The organism is Micromonospora sp. DT229 (assembly GCF_049844505.1).
Taxonomy (GTDB): domain Bacteria; phylum Actinomycetota; class Actinomycetes; order Mycobacteriales; family Micromonosporaceae; genus Micromonospora.
In genome coordinates, this window is the sequence record NZ_JBNCLD010000018.1 from 78,039 (window position 1) to 91,312 (window position 13,274).

At 71.3% G+C, this 13,274-nt stretch carries 12 protein-coding genes; 6 read left to right on the forward strand and 6 right to left on the reverse strand.

The window, feature by feature from the left end:
* Positions 1-127: 127 nt before the first annotated feature.
* Complete coding sequence (locus tag ACLQ2T_RS23575) at positions 128-823, reverse strand: carbonic anhydrase (protein ID WP_425768533.1); 696 nt, start codon at positions 821-823, stop codon at positions 128-130.
* Between the two features lie 201 nt (positions 824-1,024).
* Here ACLQ2T_RS23575 and ACLQ2T_RS23580 point away from each other — a divergent pair, with 201 nt between their 5' ends.
* From ACLQ2T_RS23580 to ACLQ2T_RS23600, 5 genes are all read left to right on the forward strand, one after another.
* Positions 1,025-1,357, forward strand: coding sequence for a helix-turn-helix transcriptional regulator (locus ACLQ2T_RS23580; protein ID WP_425768534.1), 333 nt, complete (start codon positions 1,025-1,027; stop codon positions 1,355-1,357).
* Between the two features lie 116 nt (positions 1,358-1,473).
* On the forward strand, positions 1,474-1,932 hold the full coding sequence (locus ACLQ2T_RS23585; RefSeq protein ID WP_425768535.1) for a hypothetical protein: 459 nt from the start codon (positions 1,474-1,476) through the stop codon (positions 1,930-1,932).
* 204 nt (positions 1,933-2,136) lie between these two features.
* A complete protein-coding gene (locus ACLQ2T_RS23590) occupies positions 2,137-2,934 on the forward strand; it encodes a hypothetical protein (protein ID WP_425768536.1) in 798 nt (265 codons plus the stop codon).
* A gap of 183 nt (positions 2,935-3,117) precedes the next feature.
* Complete coding sequence (locus ACLQ2T_RS23595) at positions 3,118-4,305, forward strand: AI-2E family transporter (protein ID WP_425768537.1); 1,188 nt, start codon at positions 3,118-3,120, stop codon at positions 4,303-4,305.
* Between the two features lie 193 nt (positions 4,306-4,498).
* Positions 4,499-4,882 (forward strand): GNAT family N-acetyltransferase, encoded by a 384-nt coding sequence (locus ACLQ2T_RS23600; protein ID WP_425768538.1) that lies wholly within the window; start codon positions 4,499-4,501, stop codon positions 4,880-4,882.
* 403 nt (positions 4,883-5,285) lie between these two features.
* On the opposite strand, the gene ACLQ2T_RS23605 is transcribed toward ACLQ2T_RS23600, so the two are convergent.
* Positions 5,286-5,954, reverse strand: coding sequence for a dienelactone hydrolase family protein (locus ACLQ2T_RS23605; RefSeq protein ID WP_425768539.1), 669 nt, complete (start codon positions 5,952-5,954; stop codon positions 5,286-5,288).
* A 263-nt stretch (positions 5,955-6,217) separates the two neighbouring features.
* Here ACLQ2T_RS23605 and ACLQ2T_RS23610 point away from each other — a divergent pair, with 263 nt between their 5' ends.
* Complete coding sequence (locus ACLQ2T_RS23610) at positions 6,218-6,397, forward strand: hypothetical protein (RefSeq protein ID WP_425768540.1); 180 nt, start codon at positions 6,218-6,220, stop codon at positions 6,395-6,397.
* Positions 6,398-6,422: 25 nt separating this feature from the next.
* Here ACLQ2T_RS23610 and ACLQ2T_RS23615 read toward each other — a convergent pair whose 3' ends face one another.
* The 4 genes from ACLQ2T_RS23615 to ACLQ2T_RS23630 all read right to left on the reverse strand — a co-directional run bounded on the left by ACLQ2T_RS23615 (position 6,423) and on the right by ACLQ2T_RS23630 (position 13,271).
* Entirely contained in the window at positions 6,423-8,798 is a 2,376-nt protein-coding gene (locus ACLQ2T_RS23615; RefSeq protein ID WP_425768541.1) for a glycoside hydrolase family 65 protein, read from the reverse strand.
* On the reverse strand, positions 8,795-9,562 hold the full coding sequence (locus ACLQ2T_RS23620) for an HAD family hydrolase (protein WP_425768542.1): 768 nt from the start codon (positions 9,560-9,562) through the stop codon (positions 8,795-8,797). Before ACLQ2T_RS23620 ends, ACLQ2T_RS23615 begins: the two co-directional genes overlap by 4 nt.
* Before the next feature lie 69 nt (positions 9,563-9,631).
* A complete protein-coding gene (locus ACLQ2T_RS23625) occupies positions 9,632-10,930 on the reverse strand; it encodes an ABC transporter ATP-binding protein (protein ID WP_425768543.1) in 1,299 nt (432 codons plus the stop codon).
* 151 nt (positions 10,931-11,081) lie between these two features.
* A complete protein-coding gene (locus ACLQ2T_RS23630) occupies positions 11,082-13,271 on the reverse strand; it encodes a bifunctional glycosyltransferase/CDP-glycerol:glycerophosphate glycerophosphotransferase (protein ID WP_425768544.1) in 2,190 nt (729 codons plus the stop codon).
* Positions 13,272-13,274 lie beyond the last annotated feature (3 nt).

The following is a 13,274-nucleotide window of genomic DNA, read 5'->3' on the forward strand; positions in this document are numbered from 1 at the left end:
CCACTTCGAGGGCCGTCCCGCCGTCTGGGTGGGGCGGCCCTCGTCGTAGGTCGTGTGGGTGGGTGGCCTTCGCCGTCAGGTTGTGTGGGCGCGCGGCTCACGCCGTCCGGTGGGGCGCTCCTCGCCGTCAGGCGGCGAGGGCGGCGGTGGCGACCAGGTCGGCGGGCTCCGCGGCCACCGCCCGTGCCTCCCCGGCGGCCAGCCGGTACGACATGCCGACCACCGCGCAGCGCCCGGCGGACACCTCGGCGGCCAGCGCGGTGGAGGCCTCCAGCATCGCCGTCACGGTCTGCGCGATGTGGATGTCGACGATCTGGTCCAGCTCCTCCACCCCGGCGGCCTGCGCCCGGCGCAGGCTGGGCACCACGGCGTCCACCACCGCGCCCAGGTGCCCGGCGGGGGTGGTGCCGGTGGCCAGGGCCGCCCGGGCCGCCTGCACGGCACCGCACGAGTCGTGCCCGAGCACCACCACCAACGGCGTACGCAGGACGGCCACCGCGTACTCGACGCTGCCCAGCACCTCGGGGCCGATGGTGTGCCCGGCGGTACGGACCACGAAGAGGTCCCCCAGCCCACGATCAAAGATGATCTCGGCGGCCAGTCGGGAGTCGGAGCAGCCCACGATCACCGCGAAGGGATGCTGCTCGGCCGCCACGGCGGTCCGACGCCCGGCGTTCTGGTTCGGATGCCACGGGGTGTCGGTGACGAACCGTCGGTTGCCGGCGATCAGCTCGGCGAGCGCCCGCTGCGGGGCACCCGGAAGATCCGCGGTGAGCAGTTCACGCTCCAGCCCTGGGTGTGTTCCGATCGCGGGTCGGCTCATCCGGCGTCTCCTCGCTGCTCATGCGATGCCTGGTCACCCCGGCCGACGCTGGTCGCGGGCTGCTCCAACCGTCACACGCACTGCAAGCCGCGTCAAGCAATGCGTGATATGCATTTCAGGTATCGCCGGTCACTTGCCTTCGCGCAGGTCAGGGTGCTCGGGCCGGACGGCGTGGCCCGAAGAAGCCGAAAGGCCCATACGATGGGCGGCATGGCATCCACCGGCGAGCGGGAGAACGCCCGTAACTGGACTTTTCTCACCAATCATGCACATGTGCTGCTCGCCATCGCCCGCAACCCCACCGCGCGGTTGCGGGACGTCGCCGAAGAGGTGGGGGTGACCGAGCGGGCCGCCCAGGCCATCGTGGCCGACCTGGAGGCCGGTGGTTATCTGCACCGCACCCGGGTCGGACGACGCAACGAGTACACCCTCAACCCGGCCGGCCGGTTCCGGCACCCCGCCGAGGCCGATCGCCAGGTCGGCGACCTGCTGGCGCTGTTCACCAAGGAGCCGGTGTCCGGCCCCACACCCTGACACGCTGTGCGGTCCCGGCGAACCGCTCGCTGCGGCAGGGCCGGCGTGGTCGGCTTCACCATCCCGGGCCGAACGGACCGCTGCGATCCTGCGGCAGGGGCGATAGGTTTGACCGCGTGCCGACTCTCGCGTTCGCCCGTCCACTGTGGCCGGTCGGGCGCTGCGCACTGACGGATCTGACCCGCCTGGCGCTGGTGGCACTCATCCTCGCGGTCGGTCTCGGCGGGGCCACCGGAGGCCGCCCCGACACCACCGAGCTACCGGCGGCACCGACCAGCACCGGGCTCGCCAGCCGAGCCGTGGAGGGCCCCCTGACCGGGTGGCCGGGACGAGAGGTGTCGACCTCCACCGGGTCTGCGGTCACCGTTGCGCCCGCTACCGGGTCTGCGGTCTCCGTTGCGTCCGCCACCGGTCACACGCCGACACAGCCCGTCCGGGCATTGGCCGCAGCCGCAGTGCCGTACCCCGAGACCTCCGAGGCTGCCCCGACCGCCGCCGTCGCGCCCCGGCCTGCCGTCGTACACCTCGCCACCGGTGCCGGTGAACCGACCCGGCGCGGCCCACCTGGCGCCTGACCGGAGCGAGCCGAGGAGCGCGCCGCCCGACCGGGTCGGGCTGAGAAACCATCGGCCGATCGGCGGGCTGACCAGCGCCGGTAACCGGCCCGTCCCGCCCTCCCGGCCAGGGCCGAAGTCCAGAGCCCGTGCCACCGCCTCCCGGCCTCGTTCCCACCCTGGCAGCACAGTCGACGAACCCTATCCGCCCACGAGGTGCTGATGATGCAGACCACTCTCTCCGCCGTCCTTCCCGACGTGCCCCGGGCCGCCGCGATCTGGCTGAGCCTGTTGGGCATCGTCACGCTCGCCGTCTCCGCCCTGCTGCTGCGTCCCCGGCGGCTCCGGTTCGACGTGGGTGCCCGCATCCGCGAGGCCGCCCTGCCGAGTCCGCCGGAGTCAGACGAGGAAGACCGGTGGGCCCAGGAGGTCATGGTGGCCGCCGAGCGGGCCGAGGCGACCGCTCGGCGCCGACGCGAGGAGTGGACGGCCGCGCAGGACGCGGCCGAGCAGGCGTGGCAGGCGTACCAGGCGGCGGAGGCGGACGTTCGCCGGTTGGCCGAGGCCGCGAGCATGCCGCTGCCGCAGACCCCCCGCACCCCGGCCGAGTACGCCGACCGGGAACGCTGGTTGCACCGGGCGGCCCTGGAGGCGTACTGGCGGCGGGAGCTGTCGGTGGAGCAGCTCAGTGACGTCTTCGCGCACCGGGGCTGGGATCCCCGCCTGCACCCGGTCGAGCAGGAGATGGTGCTGCGCCGGGCGATCCGCGACCACCTGCTGGCCCAGCAGCGCATCGCCCGCGATCGGGAGCAGGAAGCCTGGCACGCCGCCGAGGTGGCCGCCGCAGCCGCCCGCAGCCTCCGAGCGGAGACCGTCTCCGCCCTCCTCCCGGCAGCCGAACCCCACGATTCCCTACTCCCCTTCACCGAACCCGAACCCGACACCGACCACACCCGCGACCTCCCCGCCGTCCCCCCCGTCGCTCCCGTAGCCACCCCCCGAACCCCCGCCACCGCCTACTAACACCCACCCACCCACCCACCTCACCCCCACCCCACCCCGCCGCTCGGGGCGTTGATCAAGAAGTTTTGGTCTGGATCGGCCTGAATTCCGACCGAAACCTCTTGATCACCCAGGCTGAGGTCGGGTGGGCGGTGTCGGGTGGGGGTCGGATGGGTACCTCCTCGCGGACGCGAGGAGGGCGACGTGGTCGCAGCGGGTGCCGGGCGCGGGACCGAGGAGGCAGCGGACCGGGGAGCCGGACCACGACAGGCGTGGGCGAGCCTGCCCTGGCTGGTGCGTACCGCCGTGGTGTGGAGCGCCTGTCTGGTGGTGATCGCCGCCGGCCTCTACCTGCTGGCCCGGATCATCATCCTGGTCACACCGCTGGCCATCGCCCTGGCCGCCACCTTCTTCCTCGCCGCGCTGCTCGACCCGGTGCAACTCGCGCTGCGTCGGCTGCGGCTACCCGCCTCACTGGCCGCCCTGCTCACCGTCCTGCTGCTGCTCGGCATCCTGGGCGGTCTGGGGGTGCTGGTCTGGAACCTGACCGCCAGCCAGTTCAGCGAGCTGGGTGACGAACTGCGGCAGGGGGTCGGGCGGACCCGTGACCTGATCACCTCGACCCTGCCGGTGACCGACCAGCAGCTCGACGGTCTGCTCGCCCAGTTACGCGAGGCGGCCACCAGCCAGAAGGTCGACCCGGTCGCCAGCGCCCGCACGGTCACCGAGGTGTTCGGCTCCGCCCTGCTAGCCCTGGTGTTGCTGTTCTTCCTCCTCAAGGACGGCCGGGCGATGTGGCACTGGACGTTGCGCCGCGCGGCCGGACCGAACCGGGAGATCGCCGCCGAGGCCGGCCGGGTCGGTTGGCGCACCCTGGGCTCGTACAGCCGAGGCACCATGCTGATCGCGGGCATCGACGCGGTCGGCATCGGCCTGGCGCTGGTACTGCTCGGGGTGCCGCTGGCCTTCCCCCTGGCCTTGATCACGTTCATCGGTGGGTTCGTACCGATCATCGGGGCGACCGTGGCCGGCGCGGTCGCGGTGCTGGTGGCCCTGGCCGCCAACGGTCCCACGACAGCCCTGCTCACCCTGGCCGCGGTGATCGCCGTGCAGCAGATCGAGGGAAACCTGCTGGAGCCGCTGGTGATGAAGCGCCAGGTACGGCTGCACCCGGTGGTGATCCTGTTGGCGGTCACCGCCGGCACCCTCATCGCCGGCATCGCCGGTGCCTTCGTCGCAGTGCCGATAACGGCCGTTGTCTGGCGGGTGATCGACAGCGTGCAGCGCCAACGACAGGCCGCCGCAGCCGCAGCCCTTCCGGCACTTCCGGCACTTCCGGCACCTCCCGCGCCGGACGACCCCCCGCCCCCACCCCATCCCGTACCCGACTGAGGTGCCCTCACCCTGCCCGCCGCGCCCGCTGAGCCGCCGCGCCCCGGGCCGACCACCTACCACCTGGCCCCCTTTGCTCTGCTTCAACGGGCCCACGCGTTTGGCGGGCCGCTCGTAGGCGAGGTAGTTCAGTACGCTTCGGTCCTGTGATGGACATGACCTTGCGTAGGGCGAGCACCGCGGATATTCGGCGGTGCTGGATTTTTGGCGAACCGCTGCTGAGGACGCCCACCGTCCGGCGGACAGTGCGCAGGCCGTCGCGGCCCTCATCGCTCGTGATCCTGAGGCGCTGATCCTCGCTGTGGACGCGGGGGCGTTGGTGGGCACGGTCATCGCGGGGTGGGACGGATGGCGGTGTCACCTGTACCGGTTAGCGGTAGCTCCCGCTTACCGCCGGCAGGGGGTTGCCGGTTCGTTGGTGGAAGCTGCGGAGGAGCGGTTTCGGCGGCTCGGCGGTATCCGCGTCGATGCGATGGTTCTCGACGAGAACACCGCCGCCCATCCGGCGTGGCGGGCTTTGGGTTATCAGCCACAGCCTGAGTGGTCTCGATGGGCCAAGCCGCTGTCGGTGCAGTGACACGACAGCGGGAGCCGGGAAAGGCCTTCTCGGGGTCGTAGGGTTGTCCTGTAGCCAGACAGTGATGCAGGCATCCGAGAAGCTCTCGCGGGAAGGTCGCAACTCAGCTTGCCGCCGCACATGCAGCAATTGCGCTTATCGGCCAACGTAGCCACTCGATCCGCGAGGCCACTACTCGCTGCTACCACCGGATGTGAGCCAGGGCCCTTCAACGGACGCACCGTTTACGACCACAATCCGTTGCGTGGGTTGAAGCAGAGCAAAGGGCGCGAGGGGTGGGTGATGGGGGTGCCGTCGCGGGCCTGGCGCGAGGTGGCGTTGAGGGCCTGAGGTCCGAAAGTCGGCGCAACCAGGAGTCCCCCGGCATCACCGGCCCCGCCCACCACGTCCGCCGCCGACAGTGTCAGGCCGGGGCGGGCTGGGGGTGTAGGTGCTCGCGGAACCAGTCGGCCGCCGCCTCGGCCACCTGTTCCAGGGTGCCGGGCTCCTCGAAGAGATGTGTCGCACCGGGGATCACCCGCAGGTCGGCCGGGGCGGTCAGTTGGCCGCGCGCCTGCCGGTTGAGCGAGAGGACCTGCTCGTCGAGGCCGCCGACGAGCAGCAGGGTGGGGGCGCGTACCTGGCCCAGGGCTGCACCGGCCAGGTCGGGGCGACCGCCTCGGGACACCACGGCGTGCACCTGCTCCGGCCGTCGGGCCGCCGCGACCAGGGCGGCGGCGGCACCCGTACTGGCCCCGAAGATGCCGATCCGGGCCCGGTCGAAGGGTCGCGCCGAGTCCAGCCAGTCCACGATCCCGGCCAGCCGGGCGGCCAGCAGGTCGATGTCGAAGCGCAGTTCCGCGGTGACGGCGTCCGCCTCGGCCTCCGCCGGGGTGAGCAGGTCGACCAGGACGGTGCCCAGCCCGCCCGCGCTGAGGGTCCTCGCCACGGCGACGTTACGCGGACTGTGCCGCGAACTGCCGCTGCCGTGCGCGAACAGTACCGCCCCCACCGGTTCGGTCGGCACCAGCAGATCCGCCGGCAGGTCGGCCCCGCCGGCCGGGATCGTCACCGCCTCTTCCCGCACGTCCATCCTCATCCTCCAGACCCACGGCCGGGCCAGACCCACAGCCGGGCCAGACCCACAGCCGGGCCAGACCCACAGCCGGGCCACGGCGCGCCGATCGACTCGGCAGACCCGGCGAACCCCGCGCCCGGCATACCCCGTCGGGCGGGGGTCACGCCGTGCCTCCCCGCGCGCCGCCCGGGTTTGTCGGGGGTCGGGTCGGGTAGCCCTCGCGGAACCAGCAGACGGACCGGCCGCTCGGTGCCGGCGATCAGATCGCGAGGACCGTCATGCCCCATCACCACCGTGAGCCCGTCGACCAGGCCGCCGATCGCGAGCGGCGGGAACAGAATCCCCGGGGAGGTAGGGACTGGGCGGACGAGGCAGCCCAGGCCCGGTCGGCGGACGATCGTCGGGCCCGGACACCCCACGACACCAGCGGCCGCCCCTCGCAGGGGGAGCCGATCTAGACCGGATCGGGCCGGCCGCCTCCGCTCAGGACACCCGCTCAGGCAGGCGGAGCAGCGGGGCCCGTCCGGGGGGCTGCTCCACCGGGGGCAGATTCTCCGGCGCGGGCGGGATCGGTAGGGTCACCGGCTCGGTGCAGGTGACCCGCACCGACTCGCCGTGGTGACGGACATCCATCACCGCATCCGGCTCGGCATGATGCAGGGCGTACGTCGTCTCGTCGGGGCGTACGGTGACCCGCAGCCGTGTCCCGCGCCATTGCAGTGAGAACTCCAACCGGCCGATCCGGCTGGGCAGGCGGGGGGCGAACGAGGGCACGTCCTCGTCGTCCCGCAGCCCACCGAACCCGGCGACCAGCGCGATCCACGAGCCGGCCAGCGAGGCCATGTGCACGCCGTCGCGGGTGTTCTCGTTCAGGTCGTGCAGGTCCATCAGCGCCGCCTCGCGCAGATAGCTGTGCGCCAGCTCCAGGTAGCCCACCTCGGCCGCCAGCACCGACTGGGTGCAGGCCGACAGCGAGGAATCCCGCACCGTACGCCGCTCGTAGTAGAGGAAGTTGCGCAGCTTCTCCTCGGGGGTGAAGGCGTCACCCCGCCAGTGCATGGCCAGCACCAGGTCGGCCTGCTTGACCACCTGCTTGCGGTACAGGTCGAAGTACGGGTAGTGCAGCAGCAGCGGGTACTTGTCCTGCGGGGTGTGCGCGAAGTCCCACTCCTCCAACCGGGTGAAGCCCTCGACCTGCTGGTGTACGTCGATCTCCTGGTCGTACGGGATGTGCATGGCCGCAGCGGCGTCCCGCCACGCGGCGGCCTCCTCGTCGGTGACTCCCAGGTGGAACGCGTCGTCCCGGTGGCGCATCGCCACCTCGGCGGCGACCCGCAGGTTCCGCTGCGCCATCAGGTTGGTGTAGATGTTGTCGTTCTTGACGGCGGTGTACTCGTCCGGGCCGGTAACCCCGTCGATGTGGAACTGGCCGTCGCGGTCGTGGTGCCCCAGCGAGCGCCACAGCCGGGCCGTCTCCACCAGCAGGGTGAGCCCGATCTCGCGTTCCAGCTCAATGTCGCCGCTGACCAGTACGTAGCGCCGCAGCGCGTCCGCGATGTCGGCCGCGACGTGGAAGGCGGCTGTGCCAGCCGGCCAGTAGCCGGAGGACTCCGGGCCCTCGATGGTGCGCCAGGGGAAGGTAGCCCCGGACAGGTTGAGGGTCCGGGCTCGCTCGTAGGCCTGTTCCAGGGTGGAGTACCGCCAGTACAGGGCGTCGCGCACGGCGGCCGGATGGGTGTACGTCAGCACCGGCAGCACGAACATCTCGGTGTCCCAGAAGGCGTGCCCGTCGTACCCCGGACCGGTGAGGCCCTTGGCGGCGATGGGCCGACGTTCCGCGCGGGCCCCGGCCTGAAGCACGTGGAACAGCCCGAACCGGACGGCCTGCTGCACCTCCGGGTCGCCGTCGATCTGCACGTCGGCGGCGTCCCAGAACTCGTCCAGGTATTCCTGCTGTTCACGGACCAGGCCGTCCCAGCCGTCCAGGCGGGCGGCGGCCAGGGCGGCGCCGACCTGATCGCGCAGGGCGGGCAGGGAGCGCCGGCTGGACCAGCCGTACGTCAGGTACTTCACCACCCGCAGCCGCTGGCCCGGCTCCAGCACGCACCCGATGGTGGTACGCACCCAGTCCTCGTACCCCTCGGACTCGATCGTGGTACGCGAGGGTGAGTCGATCTCGTGCTCCATCGCCGCAGCGACCCGCAGCCCGGAGACCTTGGTCCGGTGGATCAGCAGTCCCCCGTCGGCGGTGGTCAGCTCCTCCTCCGCCTGCAACGGCGATTCCAGTACGGCGGCGACCCGGGGATCGCGGCTCTGCGGCGGCAGGGTCTCGTTGGCCACCAACTCCGACTGGACGATCAACCGCAGTGGCTGGTCGTCGGCGACCTCCACCTCGAACCGGATGGCGGCCACCGAGCGCTGCCGGAAGGAGACCAGTCGGGTGCTGTGCACCCGGACCTCCCGCCCGGCCGGGGAACGCCAGTGCAGGGTCCGATGGAGGGTGCCGGCACGCAGGTCCAAAATCCGTTCGTGGGCGAGCAGCTCGCCGTAGCGCACATCGAGCGGCTCGTCGTCGACCAGCAGCCGGATCAGCTTGCCGTTGGTCACGTTGACGACGGTCTGACCGGACTCCGGAAACCCGTAACCCGCCTCCGCGTACGGCAGGGGACGCAGTTCGTAGAACGAGTTGAGGTACGTGCCGGGCAGCCCGTGCGGCTCCCCCTCGTCCAGGTTGCCGCGCAGCCCGATGTGCCCGTTGGAGAGTGCGAAGACCGACTCGGACTGGGCGAGCACGTCCACGTCGAGTTGGGTCTCCCGGATGTGCCACGGCTCGACCGGATAGGCCCGCTCCCGGATCACTCCGGTCGTCCGGGGTCGAGCAGTTCGGCCAGGTCGGTGACCACCACGTCAGCGCCGTGGGCACGCAACTCGTCGGCCTGACCCGCACGGTCGACCCCGACGACGTACCCGAATCCCCCGGCCCGTCCGGCCTCGACTCCGGCGAGGGCGTCCTCGAAGACGGCCGCCTGTTCCGGCTGTACGCCGAGCAGCTTCGCCCCGGCGAGGAAGGTGTCCGGGTGCGGTTTGCCCCGCAACCCCTCGGCCCGTGCGCTCAGTCCGTCCACCCGTTCCTCCAACAAGGGTTCGAGCCCGGCGGCGGCGAGGACCTCCCGGCCGTTGGCGCTGGCCGTGACGACCGCCCGACGCAGCCCGGCCTCGGCCACCGCCTTGAGATAGGTCACCGAGCCGGGGTAGACGTCCACCCCGATGCTGCGGATCCGCTCCAGAACCAGAGCGTTCTTCTGGTTTCCCAGGCCGTGCACGGTCTGGGTACCAGGGGGATCCTCAGGGGTCCCCTCAGGCAGGGTGATGCCGCGCGAGGCGAGGAAGGTGCGGACCCCGTCGAGTCGGGGCCGCCCGTCGACGTAGCGGTGGTAGTCCGGCCCCGGGTCGAACGGCCGGTACGCCGTATCGGCCACCTCGCTCCCGGCTGCCTCGGCGTGCCGGCGCAGGAAGTCGTCGAAGGTCTCGGTCCAGGCGGCGTTGTGGACCCGGGCGGTCTGCGTGAGCACACCGTCCAGGTCGAAGAGACACGCGGTCACGTGATCCGGCAGACCGAGCATCGCCCCAATCTATCCATGGTCACCGGCCGGCAAACGTACTTCGCTCAACCCGGCGCGCCGCAGGTGGCCTCAGCGCCAGCCGACGTCGATGCGGTCGCCGCGCTCGTCGAAGAAGTGCAGGGCGTCCATGCGTACCTTGATGGCCAGCGGGTGACCGGCGGAGACCGCAGGGTACGGCGCGAGCCGGACGGCCAGTTCGGCCGGGCGGCGGTGATGCCGACCCGGGTCGGGCAGGACGCTGGCCTGACCGCTGTTCGGGTTCGCCTGCGGCACCGGGGCCCGGCCGGCGAACCGCTGCATCACCTGACCGAAGCGGCGCAGGCCACGCTGGCCCAGCGGGGTGTCGCCCTCCGGTGCCGCGCCCACCTCGTCCACCACGATCGCGGTGGCCCCGATGTCCAGGAAGGCCAACGACTCGTGCCCGTGGTGCTCCAGGTAGCGGATCCGGCCTTGCAGGACGTCGCCCGGTGAGTCCGGGGCCACCGGGGTGAGGGCCTCGGCTCGCATCCCGACCACGATCCGCTCACCGTGGTAGTGCGCCACCGCGCGACTGCGGATGTCGTCCCAGGGCAGGTAGAGCGCCTGATCCCCGAGGGTGAGGGTGACGTACCGGTCGAGGTGGACGTAGACCGAGGCCTCCAGCAGGTTCATCCGGGGGCTGCCCAGGAAGGCGGCCACGTAGAGGGTGGCCGGACGGCCGTACACCTGGGTCGGGGTGCCCACGTCCTGGAGGACCCCCTTGCGCATGATGGCCACCCGGTCGGCCATGGTCAGTGCCTCGGCCTGGTCGTGCGTCACGTAGATGGTGGTGACCCCCAGCTCGCGGGTCAGGGCGGAGATCTCCGCCCGTAGCTCCGCCCGCAGCCCGCTGTCCAGGTTGGACAGGGGTTCATCCATCAGGAACAGCTTCGGGCGGCGCACGATGGCCCGGCCCATCGCCACCCGCTGCCGCTGCCCGCCGGAGAGTTGACTGGGTCGCCGGGCCAGCACGTCACCGATGCCGAGGGCGCTGGCCACATCGGTGACCCGTTCGCCGCGCGGGGCCGGTTCGACCCCGGCCAGCTTGAGGGGGAAGGCGATGTTGTCGCCGACGCTCATGTGCGGGTAGAGCGCGAAGTCCTGGAAGACCATGGCGATCCCACGCTCCCGGGGCGGCAGGTCGTTGGCGACCTCTCCGTCGAGCATCACCTTGCCCGCAGTCGGCTCCTCCAACCCGGCGACCATGCGCAACACCGTCGACTTGCCGCAGCCGGATGGCCCGAGCAGCACCATGAACTCGCCGTCGTTGACCTCGAGATTGATGCTGTCCACCGCGACCGTGCCGTCCCGGAAGACCTTCGTGACATCCTTGAGCGCGACGGTGCTCACCCGTCTCCTCCCCCGACCCCTCGTCTGCCGAACCCGGCAATGACTGTGGCCAGGATCATGTCAGCCGCACATCGGGTAAACGTGTCATGTTCAAGTCGTGACAGACGCAATACGTTCCATCGAGTAGTGGCTATCGGCTGAATCTTCCATATCAGCCGGAGATGTCGGCCAGGAATATCTGCCGAACCGCCCGCTCTGCGGCCTGGCCGTCCTCCAGGGCGCAGAACCGCTCCCGGAACCGCGCCCGCGTCCGGTCGGCCGCCACGGTGTCGAATCGCCGGTCCCGCAACACCTCCAGCAACTCGGAGAAGGTCTGCGTCACCGGTCCGGGCGGCTCGGCCAGGAGGTCGAAGTAGACCCCCCGGGTCAACCGGTAGGCGTCCCAGTCCGGCGCGTAGATGACGATCGGCCGGTCCAGCACCGCGTAGTCGAACATCGCGGAGGAATAGTCCGTGACCAGCAGGTCCGCCGCCAGGTAGAGATCCTCGACCTGAGGATGAGAGCTGACGTCGATGATCCGGTCCCGGCCCGCCGGGGGCCACCCTCTCCGGTTGCGGTCATGGAAGTAGTGGCTGCGGATCAGCAGCAGCCCGGAGGGGCCCAGGGCGTCGAGCACCCGCTCCGGGTCGAACGGCGGCCGGTAGCCGGGCAGGTGCTCCCGGTGGGTCGGCGCGTACAGCATCACCTGCTCACCGAGACCGGCACCGAACTGGGCCCGCAGCCGTAGCACCTCCTCGGGGGTCGCGGTGACCAGCCGGTCGTTGCGCGGATAACCCACCTCCACGGTGGTGTACGCGGCCGGATAGGCCCGCTCCCACATCTGGGTGGAGAAGCTGTTGGCGGAGATGCTGTAGTCCCAGCGGTCCACCCGACGCAGCAGCCCGGCGAAATCCATCCCGACCGCCCCCAGTGGATAACGCTGCTGGTCCAGCCCCATCACCTTGACCGGGGTGCCGTGGTGGGTCTGCACATGCACCGAACCGGGCCGTTTGCGCACCGAGTCCGGGAAGTTGACGTTGTTGATCAGCCACTTGGCCCGGGCCAGCACCCGGTGGTACGCGGGACTGCCGGCCACCACGTACTCGACACCCGCCGGCAGGGTGTGCACCCGGTCCCTCCGTACGATCCACACCCCCCGGATCTGGGGGGCCAGCCGCCGGGCCGCCTCGTAGATCGCCGCCGGGTTGCAGGCGTAGCCGCGGTACCAGTAGGCCGCGTAGACGGCCAGGTTCTCGTCCAGGGGTCGGTGCAGTTCGGCCCGGTGGTACCCGTGCAGCGCGACATCCCTGGCCGCCCGCACGGTGGCCCGCACCGGTGGCACCGCCCGACGTCTTACCTGCCGGACGGCGCGGCGAGCGGTCTCCCCCCTGCGGCTGGTGGCCCGCAGCGCCGAGTAGGCCCGCCACCGCCCGGCCGCCACCAGCCGGTGCTTGAGCCCCTCCACCCCCGGCGGGACCCGGTATCCACCCGGCGGCCGGTACCGGGCGTACTCGATCGACATCCGGGCGAAGAAGGTCGGCCGCAGGTGCGCGGGGAGCCGATCGGGGTTGCCGAGCACGGTCAGGTAGTGCCACATCATCCGTTCGAACAGCGCCGCCCGCAGCTCCTGGGCGCCGAGCCGATCGGCGTACCGGAACACCCGGTGCCACTGCTCGAACAGCTCGAAGTGCCGCTCACCCCGGGTCTTCGTGATCGCCCCCGCCCGCCGCTGCCGATAGTTGACACAGACCGTGTCGAGTACCCCGATCCGGTCGGCGGCCAGCAGCATCGGATAGCTGAAGGACACGTCCTCGTACCAGCCGGGGGCGAAGCGCAGCCCGGTCTCGGCCAGGAACTGTCGACGGACCAGCCGGTTCCAGGCGGTGTGCAGCAGGTTCAGGGTCTCCGGTCGCTCCCGCAGCCGGAAGGTGACCGGCCCGGGCGGCTGCGGGAACACCTCGGCCATGGCGCTGCGGGTGACCGTGTCGTTCCAATGGGCGCGGACGTGGTCGACCAGCAGCACGTCCGGGCGGGTGGTGCGCAGCCGCTCGGCCACCTCGATCAGGCACTCCGGCACCAGCCAGTCGTCTCCGTCGATGAACCAGACGTACTCCCCGACCGCCCGGTCCAGCCCGGCGTTGCGGGCCGGCCCCAGCCCGACGTTGCGGTCCAGCCGGAGGGGGCGTACCCGATCGTCGCGGGCCGCGTACTCGTCGAGGATGTCGCCGCTGGCGTCGGGTGAGCAGTCGTCGACCCCGATCACCTCGATGTCGACGACCGGCTGGGCGAGGATCGAGTCCAGGCATTCCCGCAGGTAGCCCTGCACCCGATAGGCCGGGACGACGAAGCTGATCAGCGTCATCGT

Excerpts from the sequence above, each read along its gene's own strand:
- ACLQ2T_RS23590 (WP_425768536.1), top strand. The coding sequence starts at position 2,137 with ATGCAGACCACTCTCTCCGCCGTCCTTCCCGACGTGCCCCGGGCCGCC.
- ACLQ2T_RS23605 (WP_425768539.1), bottom strand. The coding sequence starts at position 5,954 with ATGGACGTGCGGGAAGAGGCGGTGACGATCCCGGCCGGCGGGGCCGAC.
- ACLQ2T_RS23580 (WP_425768534.1), top strand. The coding sequence starts at position 1,025 with ATGGGCGGCATGGCATCCACCGGCGAGCGGGAGAACGCCCGTAACTGG.
- ACLQ2T_RS23620 (WP_425768542.1), bottom strand. The coding sequence starts at position 9,562 with ATGCTCGGTCTGCCGGATCACGTGACCGCGTGTCTCTTCGACCTGGAC.
- ACLQ2T_RS23575 (WP_425768533.1), bottom strand. The coding sequence starts at position 823 with ATGAGCCGACCCGCGATCGGAACACACCCAGGGCTGGAGCGTGAACTG.
- ACLQ2T_RS23630 (WP_425768544.1), bottom strand. The coding sequence starts at position 13,271 with ATGACGCTGATCAGCTTCGTCGTCCCGGCCTATCGGGTGCAGGGCTAC.
- ACLQ2T_RS23610 (WP_425768540.1), top strand. The coding sequence starts at position 6,218 with ATGCCCCATCACCACCGTGAGCCCGTCGACCAGGCCGCCGATCGCGAG.